Here is a 12,750-nt window from a genome sequence, read left to right as displayed (position 1 = left end):
TCCCGGATTCCTTCCGCATCCCGGAAACTCCGGTGTCCGGGTGCGCCGAGCAGCCCCACCGCGCACCATCGGCGGGCATCGTCGACCCAACGCGAGGCGAAACACCCGAAACAGCCCGCCCGAGCCGTGTCTAACAACGGCGGGGGCCGCCTTGCAGGAACCCACCGGGCACCACCCGCGGCGGCCACCACCGAGGCTGCGGCAATGGGTGCGCCTCGCGAAGCGCGGTCACAGCTTGCCGCCGAGCGCACGCTGCACCTGTCAGACGGTGCCGTACCACCGGTGGCGGGCCTCCGACGCAAAGGTGCACCGCCGCTCGGCGGCAAGCTGGCGCACCGCGCTTCGCGCATCACAGCCCCATTGCCGCAACCTCCTGTGGTGACCGACTCCTTGAACGTAGGCGGCTCCCACCACCGCCCTCGCCGCCCCCGTCGGGCGGCCCGCCGTCCGCCGCCGGCAACCGGTGATCGCTCGGCCCAGCCGTCGTCGGCCGTCGCCACCCTCGCCGCTTGCCGCACCGGCGGGCCCCGGATGCAATGATCGCCGGCCCGAACTCTCGGCGTCCTCGCCGCCCTCGGCGCATCCCGGACCGGCGGGCACCCGAACCGATGCCCGCGGGCTGAGCCACCCGCCGCCCTCGCCGCCCTCGTCGCGTGTACAACCACCGCGCACCCGAACTGACGATCGCCGAGCCGAACTCCCGCCGTCCTCGCTGCCCTCGTCGCTTGCCGCACCGGCGGGTACCCGAACCGGTGGGCGCAGGCCCAACCCCGCGCCGCCGTCGCCGCCCTCGTCGCGCGGGCAACCACCGCGCGCCCGAACCGGTGATCACCGACCGCAGCCATGCGCCCGTCCTCGCCGCCCCCGTCGGGCGGCCCGCCGTCCGCCGCCGGCAACCGGTGACCGCCCGCCCCAACCCCCGCCGGCCGTCGCCACCCTCGCCGCCCTCGTCGCATCCCGCACCGGCGGGCACCCGAACCGATGCCCGCGGGCTGAGCCACCCGCCGTCCTCGCCGCCCGCGTCGCCTGCCCAGCCGGCAGGCACGGGGACCGATCCCCGCAGGCCCGGACCGCCCACCGTTCTCGCCGCCGCCCACTCTCCCCACTCCCACCCCACCCCGCGCCCAACCACCGGGCGCGCGCCGATGCCCCGGATCTGACCCTTTAAGCTGCCCGGGTGCGCATCAGCTTCGCGAGTGAGCAGGGGCAGGGCCGGGCCAACGAGGACCGGGTGTGTGCTGGGGGCGACTGGGCGCTGGTGATCGACGGCGCCACCGCGGTGCCCGGGGTCGACTCCGGCTGCCGGCACGGCGTCTCCTGGATGGTGGACCGGCTCTGCGGCGCACTCGCCGCCGAACTCTCCGCCGAGCGGCCCGCGCCGCTGGCCGACTGCCTGGCCGCGGCCATCGCGGCGGTCGGCCGCGCCCACGGCGGGGAATGCGACCTGGAGAACCCCGACAGCCCTTCGGCCGCTGTCGCCCTCGCCCGTCCCGAGCCCTCCGGCGGCGCAGCCCGGGGCGCCGCCCGCCGGGTGGAGTACCTGGTGCTCGCCGACTGCACGGTGCTGCTGGCCGAGGACGGCGCGGAGCCGACCGCCGTCACCGACGACCGCGTGGACCACCTGCCCGGCGGCCGCCCCTACAGCGCCGAGCTGGTCCGCGCCAACCGCAACGCCGAGGGCGGGTTCTGGGTGGCCGGCGCGGTGCCCGAGGCGGCTTACCGCGCCGTGACCGGGGTTTCGCGCCGCGCGGGAGCGCCGTTCGCGCTGATGACCGACGGCTGCGCCCGGCTGGCCGCCTATTACGGCCACTCCTGGCGGGGGATCTGGCGCCGCCTGGAAGCGGAGGGCCCGGAGTCCCTGGTCTCCTGGGTGCGGGCCGAAGAGCGGGACCACGGCGTGCCGGGGGGCAAGCTGCACGACGACGCGACCGCGGCGGTGGGCGTGTTCGGGCCGGCCGCGGCCCGGCCGCCGCGCTGAAGCGCCGCGGGCGCCCGTTCAGGAGACCGCCGCGCGCAGCCGCGCGGGGCTGTCCCAGCGGTCGACGACGGTGACGGGCCCGTTCGCCCCCGCTTTGCGCTTCTCCATGCCGGCGCTGCGGCACACCTCGGTGACGAAGTTGCGGAACTCCTCGCAGCCTTCGAGGTCGAGCGCCACGACCTGGTAGCTGTCCGCCTGCCCGCTGCGCGTCTCGATCCGCAGCTCGGGCAGGCCGTGGCTGTCGAAGCCGAACTCCAGCGACTGCGCGCTGCCCACATGCATCCGCAGCTGCACGCTGGCGAGGTCGGCGAGGTCGTAGGCGCGGGTCTCCGTACGCCCGCCGCGGCGCCGCCGGTAGTACAGCGTCGAGCCGTCCAGCACGAACCGCACACGGCCGTAGGAGACGCGGGTGCGCCACGCGAGCAGGATCATCGCGGCCAGGCTGGCGACGGCCACGGCGACACTCGCCCACTGCACCGCGTCGTGTACGCCCCACAGAGCGCAGCCGGCGAAAAGAGCGGCGCCCCCGACCCCCACCTTGCCCAGCTGCTGCCAGAACAGGCGCGTGTCGTCGGTGTAGACCTGCATGCGCGCTACTGCCACGGGACGGCTCCCTCACCGTGTGCGTCGACCACGCGGCCGGTAATCCCAACGGGAATGTACCGGACTTGTCCGTGATGCGGGAGTAAGGGACCTTCGCCGGATTCCCCATAGGATCTGGCCCGACCGGCGGCTCACCGGGCCGCCTGGGGTCCGGCACAGCGGCCGGCCCATTCCACGACGGGAACGATCGGAGACCCGATGACCGAAAGCGCCGCGCACCAGCCCCCGGCCGAGGCGTCCGACGCAGCCGCGGAGCCCGTGCTCCGCGAGCGCGACGGAGCGGTCCTGCGACTGACCCTGAACCGCCCCGACCGCCTCAACGCCTGGACCCCGGCCATGGCCGACCGGCTGTTCGCGCTGCTGCACGAGGCCGACGAGGATCCGCAGGTGCGCGCGATCGTGGTCACCGGCGCCGGGCGGGCCTTCTGCGCCGGCGCCGACATGGAGGCGCTCAGCGGGATCGGCGGCGCGCGGCTGGAGGTCGACGGGCGGTCGATGGCCGCTCCGGCCGCACTGCGCACGCCGGTCGTCGCCGCGGTCAACGGCCCGGCGGCCGGCGTCGGGTTGGTCCTCGCGCTCTTCTGCGACGTGCGCTTCGCCGCCGACGACGCCAAGCTGACCACCTCCTTCAGCCGGCGCGGCCTGGTCGCCGAGTACGGGATCGCCTGGCAGCTGCCGCGACTGGTCGGCCAGGGCCGGGCGATGGACCTGCTGCTGTCGTCCCGGGTCGTAGTCGGCGCGGAGGCGCAGCGCATGGGACTGGTCGACTTCGCCGTGCCGCGCGAGGACGTGCTCGCCGAGGCCCTGTCCTACGCCCGGACGCTGGCCGCCGAGTGCTCGCCCCGCTCGATGGCGACGATCAAGCGACAGGTGCTGGGCGCCCAGCAGCAGGACTTCGGCACCGCGGCCGACGAGGCGGCCGGTCTGATGGCCGACGCCTTCGCATCGGCCGACTTCGCCGAGGGGATCGGCAGCTACCTGGAGAAGCGCCCGCCGAGGTTCCCCGATCTGGAACCGGAGGCGTGACGCCGCCGCGCCGCCGCGCCGCCCGAAAGTCCGGCCCCCGGATCCGCCCGGTCGGACGAGCGCGCAGCGGAGGATCGGACACGCCGCCGAGTCCCCCCGGGACCCGTATGCCACCGCCGCACCACTACGCTGGCGACATACCATCCGGTCGGTCTGCGGCGCTGCCGACCCGCCCGAGGACGACGTTGGGAGACAGCACCCTATGCGAGCCATCCAGATCACCGAGTTCGGCGGCCCCGAGGTCCTGCACCTCGCCGATGTACCCGAACCGGTGCCCGGATCCGATGAACTGCTCATCGACGTCGAGCGCGCCGGCGTCAACTACGCCGACACCCATCGCGTCGAGGACACCTACCTCTCAAGCTCGGGCCTGCCGCTGATCCCCGGCAGCGAGGTCGCCGGACACACCCGGGACGGGCGCCGCGTGGTCGCCCTGGTCGACAGCGGAGGCTACGCCGAACGCGCCGTGGCCCACCGCTCCATGGCCTTCGAGATCCCCGAGGACGTGGACACGGCCACCGCTTTGGCCCTCCTCGTCCAGGGCTCCACGGCGTGGGTGCTGCTGCGGCGCAACGTGCACCTGGCCGAGGGCGAGTCGGTGGTGGTGCACGCCGGCGCGGGCGGGGTGGGCTCGCTGGCCGTGCAACTGGCCAAGGCGCTGGGCGCCGGGCGGGTGATCGCCACCGCCGGCAGCCCCGAGAAGCGCGAACTGGCCCTGGAACTGGGTGCCGACGCGGCGGCGGACTCCCGCGCCGCGGACATGACCGCGGCCCTCGTCGAGGCCAACGAGGGCCGCCGTGTCGACGCGGTGCTGGACATGACCGGGGGCCGCGTCACCGACGAGAGCCTGCGCGCGCTCGCGCCCTTCGGCCGGCTCGCCTTCTACGGAATGGCCTCGCGCGAAGCCCCCAAGCCCGTGCAGCTGCCCAACCTGATGCGCCACTCGACCGCGGTCAGCGGCATGTGGCTGCCGCACGCCTTCCAACTCCCCGGCGACGTGGTGGGGCAGGCGATGGCCGAGATGTTCGAGCTGGTGCAGGCCGGCCGGCTGCGCGCCGTCCTCGGCGGCGACTACCCGCTGGAGCAGGCCCGCCAGGCGCACGAGGACCTGCGCGCACGCGCCACCCGGGGCAAACTGACCCTGGACCCCACTCGCTAGGGCACGCCTCGGAGCCGGAACCCTCCGCGACTCGGCGCGCGGAGGGTTCGGCTCCGCCGAGCTAAACGGTCCGCGCGGTCTCGGCAACCCGGCGTTCGATCAGGCGGGCCAATTCGGCGGCCGCCTCCAACTTCTCCTCCGGGGTCATCGCCGCCGTGCCGTGGTAGACGACCTGCACGATCACGTTGCGCTCGTGGAACTGGGCCACCGCCCAGCTGCTGACCCCGCCCCAGACGCCGAGCGCGTCCTCGGGGTCGGCATCGGCGTAGGAGATCGCGAACCCGTGCTCGCCCACGGGCAGCGGCCGCACCTCCACGTCGGCGACCACCGATCCGTAGTAGGCCTCGACCCGCCGTGCCGAGGCCCCCGTCTCCACTCCGCCGGCGAGGTCGCCGCGCTCGCGCTCCAGCGCGCGCCGCACCGGCGCGTAGTCGGCCTCCTCGGTTCCGGGGGCGTAGCGGCGGATGCTGACGGCCATCATGCCGGAGGACCCGCCCTCGGCCGGGGTCCAGCACTCGGCCTGCTCGATGATCCGGGAGTCGAAGGTCTCGCCCCCGGTCAGCTCGGCGTCGCCGATGAGCGGGCCGGCGATCTCGGGCGCGGAGTCGATGACGCCCGCGGGCAGCAGCTCCTCGCATCCCGCCAGGTCAGCATAGGGCGGGCCCTCGTCCAGCGCGGCCCACACGAAGCCCGCGACGACGCCGATGGCCAGCACCCCGGCGGCGGCACCGCCGATCAGCCGCCGGCGCAGGCGCCCGGCGCGCTCCGAGCCGGCTCCCGGACCGCCGGGCGGCAGGCCGCTCCACGGGCCGGGAGCCCCCGCGCCGCCCGGCCTCGGCGGCAGCGGGCCGCCGGGCGGTCCGGGGAAGCAGTCGCCTCCGGGCGGCCCGTGGCCGCGGGGGCCGCGGTCGTCGGAGGGGGGATGCGGCGGCTGCGCGGCCATGGCGGGCCTCCTGGCGCTGAGGGGACCGGGCGCCGACCCGAGGGGTGGGGCGGCGCCCTCTCCTCCTTCCTTCCCCGCCGCCGGCGGCGGACCCGTTAACCGCCGTCCACAGGCCGCCGACGGGTTTTCGCCCGTCCGGCGAATGCGCCGCACAATAGAGGTGTGGCACGTGGCAAACTGCGCATCTACCTGGGCGCCGCTCCCGGCGTGGGCAAGACCTTCGCCGCGCTGAGCGAGGCCCACCGGCGCCGCGAACGCGGCACCGACGTCGTCGCGGGCCTGGTCGAGACCCGCGACCGCCCGCGCACCGCCGAACTCCTGGACGGGCTGGAGGTGATGCCGCGCCTGCCGCGGCCCGGAGGCGGCCCGGGCGAGCTCGACCTCGACGCCCTGCTGCGGCGCGCCCCGCGTGTGGCGGTCGTCGACGACCTCGCCCACACCAACGCGCCCGGCACCCGCAACGCCAAGCGCTGGCAGGACGTCGACGAACTCCTCAACGCCGGAACCGACGTCATCACCACGCTGAACATCCAGCACGTGGAGTCGCTCAACGACGTCGTGCAGCAGATCACCGGCGTTCGCCAGCACGAGACCATCCCCGACGAGATCGTGCGGCGCGCCGACCAGATCGAGCTGTGCGACATGTCCCCCCACGCGCTGCGCCGGCGGATGTCCCACGGCAACATCTACCCCGCCGAGAAGATCGACGCCGCCCTGTCCAGCTACTTCCGCGAGGGCAACCTGACCGCTCTGCGCGAGCTGGCGCTGCTGTGGGTCGCCGACCGCGTCGACGAAGGGCTGGCCCTCTACCGCGGCGAGCACAAGATCCGCCAGACCTGGGAGGCCCGCGAGCGGGTGGTGGTGGCGCTGACCGGCGGTCCCGAGGGCGAGACCCTGATCCGCCGCGCCGCCCGGGTGGCCGCCCGCTCGCGCGGCGGCCGCCCCCAGCCCAGCCACCTCATGGCCGTACACGTGGTCGCCAGCGACGCCCCGGCCCACCCGCTGCCCGACGTCATCGCCGAGCAGCGCCGGCTCCTGGCCGAGCTGGGCGGCACCTACCACCAGGTCATCGGCGACGACATCCCCACCGCACTGCTGGAGTTCGCCCGCGGCGTGAACGCCACCCAGATCGTGCTGGGGTCCTCGCGGCGGCGCGTGTGGCAGTACATGTTCGGGCCCGGCGTGGGCGCCACCGTGGCGCGCGAGTCCGGCGACATCGACGTGCACATCGTCACCCACGAGGAGGTCGGGCGCGGGCGCAACCTGCTGCCGCCACTGGCCGGGACCCTGGGGCGGGCCCGCCAGGCGTGGGGCTGGACCATCGGCATGCTCGGGCCCGCGCTGCTGGCCGGCGCGCTGCAGCTGCCGGTCACCCAGAGCGTGGGGCTGACCACGCACATGCTGCTGTTCCTCGTCGCCACGATCGCGGCGGCCATGGCCGGCGGGCTGTGGCCCGCCCTGCTCTGCGCGGTGTGGAGCACGCTGCTGCTGGACCTGCTGTTCACGCCGCCGCTGTACGGGTTGGCCATCGACCGGCCCGACAACGGCCTGGCCCTGGCGGTGTTCGTCCTGGTCGGGGTGCTGGTGGCGTTCGTCGTCGACGTGGCCAAGCGCCGCTCCCTGCAGGCCAACCGCTCCAAGGCCGAGGCGAGCACGCTGAGCCTGCTGGCCAGCAGCGTCATCGACGGCCAGGAGCCGCTGCCGGCACTGCTGCGGCGCATCCGCGAGACCTTCGGGCAGCGCTCCGTCGCGCTGCTGCGCCAGGAGGACAGCGGCGAGTGGACCCGCCTGGAGTGCGTCGGCGAGGCACCCTGCGAATCCCCCGACCAGGCCGACGCCCTGGTCTCGGTCAGCGACTCCCTCGCCCTGGCGCTGCGCGGCCACGTGCTGCCGGCCGCCGACCGGCGCATCCTCGGCGCCTTCGCCACCCACATCGGCATCGCGCTGGAACGCCAGCGCCTGGCCCACGACGCGGCCGAGGCCAAGCGCCAGGCCGCCCGCAACAAGATCCGCACGGCGCTGCTGGCCGCCGTCTCCCACGACCTGCGCACCCCGCTGACCTCGATCAAGGCGAGCGTTTCCAGCCTGCGTGCGGTCGACATCGAACTCGCCGAGGAGGACCGCGCCGAACTGCTGGAGAACATCGAGGAGTCCACCGACAGGCTCAACAGCCTGGTCGACAACCTGCTGGACATGAGCCGCCTGCAGACCGACACCGTCCAGCCCAAGATCCGCGCCGTGGGCCTGGAGGAGGTCGTCCCGGCCACCCTGATCGGCATCCCCGCGCACACCGTCCACGTGGACGTGCCCGACAACCTGCCCCGGGTGCGCGCCGACGCCGGCCTGCTGGAGCGCGCCGTGGCCAACGTGGTGCAGAACGCGGCGCGGCACAACCCGCCCGGCCGGCCGCCCATCCGGCTCTCGGCCAGCGCCCTGGGCGACACCGTCGAGTTGCGGGTGGCCGACCACGGGCCCGGCGTGGCCGACGAGCACAAGGACCGCATCTTCGAGGCCTTCCAGCGCCTGGGCGACGCGCCGCGCGGCACCGGGATCGGGCTGGGCCTGGCCGTGGCCCGCGGATTCACCGAGGCGATGGACGGTACGCTGACCGCCGAGGACACCCCGGGCGGCGGCCTGACGATGGTGTTCACCCTGCACAGCACCGCTGCCGAACCCGCACGCAGCGGATCGGCGGCGGCACCCGCGGGCCTGTCCGCCGACCCGGGCTCGGCCGCCGACTCCTCCGGCGCGCCGGGCGGCTCCTCCACCCCGAGACGTGAGGTGTGACCATGCGGATCCTGGTCGTCGACGACGACGCGCAGATCATCCGCGCCATGCGGATCAATCTGCGGGCGCGCGGCTACGAGGTCGACACCGCCTTCGACGGCGCAACGGCGCTGCAGGCCGCCGCCAAGCACCCGCCCGACGTGGTGCTGCTGGATCTGGGGCTGCCCGACATGGAGGGCGGCGAGGTCATCGAAGGGCTGCGCGGGTGGACCTCGGTCCCGATCATCGTGCTCTCGGCGCGCCACTCCTCCAGCGAGAAGGTCCGCTCGCTGGACGCCGGCGCCGACGACTACGTCACCAAGCCCTTCGGCATGGACGAGCTCATGGCCCGCATCCGCGCGGCCCAGCGCCGCTCCATGCACGTGGAGGAGGCGCCCGTGGTCACCACCGAGGCGTTCACCGTCGACCTGGGCGCCAAGCGCGTCACCCGCGGCGACGAGGAGGTGCGGCTGACCCCCACCGAGTGGCACATCCTGGAGGTGCTGGCGCGCAACGCCGGGCGGCTGGTCAGCCAGCGCCAACTGCTGCACGAGGTGTGGGGCCCCAGCTACCAGAGCGAGACCAACTACCTGCGGGTCTACATGGCCCAGCTGCGCCGCAAGCTCGAACCCGACCCTGCGCACCCCCTCTACCTCATCACCGAGGCGGGCATGGGCTACCGGTTCGAGAAGGGCTGAGACGCGGCGCCCCCGGCGCGCCGCAGGGGCCGCGCCGGGGGCGCGATGCGGGGACGCTCAGCCCATGCGCTGGCTGCGCAGGAAGCGCTCCCGGGCCTGGTAGAGGTGGTCGGGGTTGTCGCTGAAGACGCCGTCGACACCGGTCCGGTAGACCGCCGTGTAGTAGGCGAGGTAGTCGCCGTAGGCGGTCGGGTCCTCGCCGATGTCGTAGCCGTCGGGCAGGAACGCGTTCTCGCTGCGCAGCGTGTACGGGGTGACGAGTAGTCCGCGCTCGTGGGCCTCGGCGACCAGGTCGGTGGGCTCCCCGGCGCGGCCGTCCGCCCCGATGGGCAGGACCCAGACGAGGGAGGGGCCGATGGCGTCGGCGTACTCGGCGATCTCGTCGAGGGCGGCGGGCGTGGTCAGGTCGCCGCGGGAGCCGCTGATCAGCTGCACGACACGGGCGTCGACCAGCTCGTCGACCTCGCGGGCGCTCTGGGGCTCGAAGGACTGCACGATCACCGGCGCGTCCGCCCCGTCGAGCCCGCGCTCGCGCAGGGCCTCGGCGAGCAGCCGCTCGGTGTCCAGGCCGATGGAGTCGAAGTGGCCCCCGTGCTTGAGCTCGGGGATCAGCTGCAGATCGGGGTTGCGCCGGCGGCCGCGCTCGAAGACGTCCAGGACCTCCTCGAAGGTGGGGATCCGGAAGGCGCCGTCGAAGCGGGCGTTGCGCGGGCGGATCTCGGGGATGCGCTCCTTCGTGCGCAGCGTCTTGATCTCGGCCAGGGTGAAGTCTTCGCTGAACCAGCCGGTGACCCGGTTGCCGTCGATGGTCTTGGTGGTCTTGCGGTCGGCGAACTCGGGGCGGTCGGCGACGTCGGTGGTGCCGCTGAGCTCGTTCTCGTGGCGGGCGATCAGGTGGCCGTCCTTGGTGGGCACCAGATCGGGCTCGATGACGTCGGCGCGCTGGCGGATCGCCATGCGGTAGGCCTGCAGCGTGTGCTCGGGGCGGTAGGCCGAGGCGCCGCGGTGGGCGATGACCCACGGCGTCTCGACGAGGGACTGCGGACCGCCGTGCCCGTGCCCCGCGCCCGCGGCCTCCGGCTCGGCGGCGGCCGGGGCCGCGCCGGCGAGCAGGACGAGGACGAGGAGAGGGGCGGTGAGGGCGAGGCGCCGTGGCGCAGTGCGTGGCATCGGGGGGACTCCTTCGACATCCGCGAACACCAGAGGACCAGAACCCTGGCCTGTTCATGCGTCCCCGGTATTGTGCCGCGTTGAACACCGCGCCACCGGCGGCCGAACGGTGATCCCCGCCCCGACCCGGCCGGCGCCGCATAAGTCCTCTACGCCCGGTTCCGGGCTCCGTCCGCCGCGCCGGGAGCGGACGGCGCCGCCCCTACCCCTTGGCCAGGTCCATCAGCATCGCGAAGTGGGCGGTTCCGGCCCGTCCGCGGTTGGCCGCGGCCACGGCGAACAGCGGCGCGCAGGCCTGGCACCAGGCCAGCAGCCGATCGCCGGGCACGCCGATGCCCGAGGACAGCACGGCCACGCGCCGCTCGACCTCCTCAAGGCTGTCGGCGCGCCACACGGCCCAGTCGACCGCGTCGGCGGCACCGTCGCCGAGGCAGGCACGGGGGTCGACGGCGACCAGTCCGCGGTCGGCGCCGCCGTAGAGGACGTTTCCGGGGTGCAGGTCGCCGTGCAGCGGCACGGCCCCGTCCTCGTCCTCGGCGTAGGACAGGTCGCGTGCGCGTGCGTGGCCCCGGTGCATCATCGAGGGCGGGATCACGTCGGCGGCCGGGCCCTGCTGGCGCTCGTGCTCCCACATGTCGAAGATGAAGCTCATCCGGCTGTTCAGGGGGTGCAGCTCGCCGAGCTCGCCGCGGGAGGCGTCCACGCCGTGCAGATCGGCGATCAGCGCCGCGATGTCGGCCATGTCGGGGACCTCGCCCAGCAGCGCGACGGTGCGCCCGGTGCCGATGGCCTCCAGCAGCACGGCCCCGCGCTCGGCGTCGACCTCCCACACGGCGGGCACCCGGCGGGTGTCCTGCCACAGCCGCAGGACGCGGGCCTCGGACGTGCCCAGGCCGGCGTCGGGCGAGACCTTGAGGATGGCGGGGGTGCCGTCGGCCCTGCGGCAGAACAGCACCACCGATGTGCGGCCGTGCGGCGCCGGCCCCTCGACGGCGAGGTTCCACCTCTCCGCCAGTTCGGCGACCAGTGCGGGCAGGCCCGCGAGCCAGTCGACGGCGCCGGTGCCGAACCGGCGGATCAGCCGCTGCTTCTGCTTCTCGTCGACAAGCTGCTGTGTGACGTCGTTCATGAGCCCACCTACTCGTGCGTCGGCCTGACCCTGGATTCTGCGTTGCCGGACTGCGACCACCCCGAGTCCCCGGTGCGCGGCTGGAGCTGCGGACGCACTGGCGACGTACCCACTGCGGCGGCGCTCCTCCCCTTTCCCGGTGGAGCGGCCGATCGCCGCGCTCGGGGCGGCGGGACACCGTGCGACCTAGGCACACCGGCGGATCGCGGCGGCACCCACACGGCCTGGTCACCGCCGGGGAACCGCTCGTCCGCCGGGCGGGGAGCGCTGCGCAGCCGAACGGTCACGCTCGGCATCGGAGCGATCACGCTACCGCATCGCGGATTCCGCGGTCCCGCCGAAACGGCGCGGGCGGGCGCGGGGCCGCCGGTCTCCGACCGGCCCCGCGCCCGCCCGCCGCCTTCCGTATGCGACCGCCGGGCCGGCTCAGGCCGCCAGGCGGGCCTTCGCCGCTCGGTGCTGGGCCAGCAGGCTGTCGACGACGATGTCGGAGGGCCACAGCGGCGCCGTGACCGAGGCCGCGCCCGTTTCGTGCAGGCGCTCGTAGTCGCGCCCCTCGACGAGGCGCCAGGCGGCGACGGCGACCCGGTCGCTGCCGTTGCGCTGGAGCCGCTCGACGGCGTCGCCGACCGAGGGCGCCCAGGAGTTCAGGTAACCGACCTGCACCGCCGAGCCGAGGCGGCGGCTGAGCATGCGCGCGACGTCGGTGACGACCTGGCGCTCCTCCTGGTCGGTGCTGCCGTCGGCGGCGAGCACCACGCCGTCCCCGGAGACCCAGCCGGAGTCGGTCAGGCGGCCCGCGAGGTCGGCCACGATCGAGGGCACCGCGCCCAGCGGAGCGGTCGGGCAGGCGTCGAGGCGGCCTTCGAGGTCGAGTCCGGAGAACACCCGGGAGCTGGCGAGGTCGCCGCCCGCGACGAAGGCCGGCACCAGCACCATCGGCCCCTCGACGCCGTGGACCGCCCGGCTGACCTCGCCGCCGGATCCGAAGGCCGGAACGACGGGGGCCTCCCCCCGCTGAGCGACGGCGTCGGCCAGGCCCCGCAGAGCCTCCTTGCGGTCGGTGTCCTGCGAATCGTCCGCAACGAGCACCATGGTCGGCACCATATCCATCTCCCTTGAAATCGCCGAGAACGCCGTTCTCGGGTCAACAGCCTAGGAATCGGCGGTTTCGCCCGAATGACCTCGTGTTACGCGAGCGAAAACTTGGCACAAGCAAGCACGAACAGGCGGGTGAGATGAGGCGAATAGGGGGTTCAGTTCGGAAGCAGGGCACGT

At 74.3% G+C, this 12,750-nt stretch carries 10 protein-coding genes; 5 read left to right on the top strand and 5 right to left on the bottom strand.

Going from position 1 to position 12,750, the window contains the following annotated elements; translation table 11 throughout:
- Nucleotides 1-1,177 precede the first annotated feature (1,177 nt).
- The gene (locus FZ103_RS02410) at nucleotides 1,178-1,978 is read left to right on the top strand and encodes a protein phosphatase 2C domain-containing protein (RefSeq protein ID WP_186355694.1); all 801 of its coding nucleotides are present in this window, start codon (nucleotides 1,178-1,180) and stop codon (nucleotides 1,976-1,978) included.
- Between the two features lie 18 nt (nucleotides 1,979-1,996).
- On the opposite strand, the gene FZ103_RS02405 is transcribed toward FZ103_RS02410, so the two are convergent.
- A complete protein-coding gene (locus FZ103_RS02405; protein WP_155998344.1) occupies nucleotides 1,997-2,581 on the bottom strand; it encodes a hypothetical protein in 585 nt (194 codons plus the stop codon).
- Between the two features lie 198 nt (nucleotides 2,582-2,779).
- Between FZ103_RS02405 and FZ103_RS02400 the strand changes: the two genes are divergently transcribed.
- Together FZ103_RS02400 and FZ103_RS02395 are read left to right on the top strand one after the other, a co-directional pair.
- A complete protein-coding gene (locus FZ103_RS02400; protein WP_155998342.1) occupies nucleotides 2,780-3,607 on the top strand; it encodes an enoyl-CoA hydratase-related protein in 828 nt (275 codons plus the stop codon).
- 202 nt (nucleotides 3,608-3,809) lie between these two features.
- Complete coding sequence (locus FZ103_RS02395) at nucleotides 3,810-4,766, top strand: zinc-binding dehydrogenase (protein WP_155998340.1); 957 nt, start codon at nucleotides 3,810-3,812, stop codon at nucleotides 4,764-4,766.
- 61 nt (nucleotides 4,767-4,827) lie between these two features.
- Here FZ103_RS02395 and FZ103_RS02390 read toward each other — a convergent pair whose 3' ends face one another.
- On the bottom strand, nucleotides 4,828-5,709 hold the full coding sequence (locus tag FZ103_RS02390; protein ID WP_155998338.1) for a hypothetical protein: 882 nt from the start codon (nucleotides 5,707-5,709) through the stop codon (nucleotides 4,828-4,830).
- A gap of 162 nt (nucleotides 5,710-5,871) precedes the next feature.
- Between FZ103_RS02390 and FZ103_RS02385 the strand changes: the two genes are divergently transcribed.
- A complete protein-coding gene (locus FZ103_RS02385) occupies nucleotides 5,872-8,496 on the top strand; it encodes an ATP-binding protein (protein WP_186355693.1) in 2,625 nt (874 codons plus the stop codon).
- Nucleotides 8,497-8,498: 2 nt separating this feature from the next.
- Nucleotides 8,499-9,173 carry a response regulator gene (locus tag FZ103_RS02380; protein WP_155998336.1) on the top strand — a complete coding sequence of 225 codons (675 nt, stop codon included), beginning with the start codon at nucleotides 8,499-8,501 and terminating at the stop codon, nucleotides 9,171-9,173.
- A gap of 57 nt (nucleotides 9,174-9,230) precedes the next feature.
- On the opposite strand, the gene FZ103_RS02375 is transcribed toward FZ103_RS02380, so the two are convergent.
- From FZ103_RS02375 to FZ103_RS02365, 3 genes are all read right to left on the bottom strand, one after another.
- Nucleotides 9,231-10,343: a glycerophosphodiester phosphodiesterase family protein gene (locus FZ103_RS02375; RefSeq protein WP_155998334.1), complete on the bottom strand. Its 1,113-nt coding sequence runs from the start codon at nucleotides 10,341-10,343 to the stop codon at nucleotides 9,231-9,233.
- Between the two features lie 202 nt (nucleotides 10,344-10,545).
- Entirely contained in the window at nucleotides 10,546-11,472 is a 927-nt protein-coding gene (locus FZ103_RS02370; protein WP_155998332.1) for an aminoglycoside phosphotransferase family protein, read from the bottom strand.
- A 426-nt stretch (nucleotides 11,473-11,898) separates the two neighbouring features.
- Complete coding sequence (locus FZ103_RS02365; protein ID WP_155998330.1) at nucleotides 11,899-12,579, bottom strand: sirohydrochlorin chelatase; 681 nt, start codon at nucleotides 12,577-12,579, stop codon at nucleotides 11,899-11,901.
- Between the last annotated feature and the right edge of the window lie 171 nt (nucleotides 12,580-12,750).

Origin of the sequence: Streptomonospora sp. PA3 (genome assembly GCF_009728995.1) — a bacterium.
In the GTDB taxonomy this organism is placed as follows: Bacteria; Actinomycetota; Actinomycetes; order Streptosporangiales; family Streptosporangiaceae; genus Streptomonospora.
Note: the sequence above shows the minus strand (reverse complement) of the source record. Positions and strands in the feature narration are given on the sequence as shown.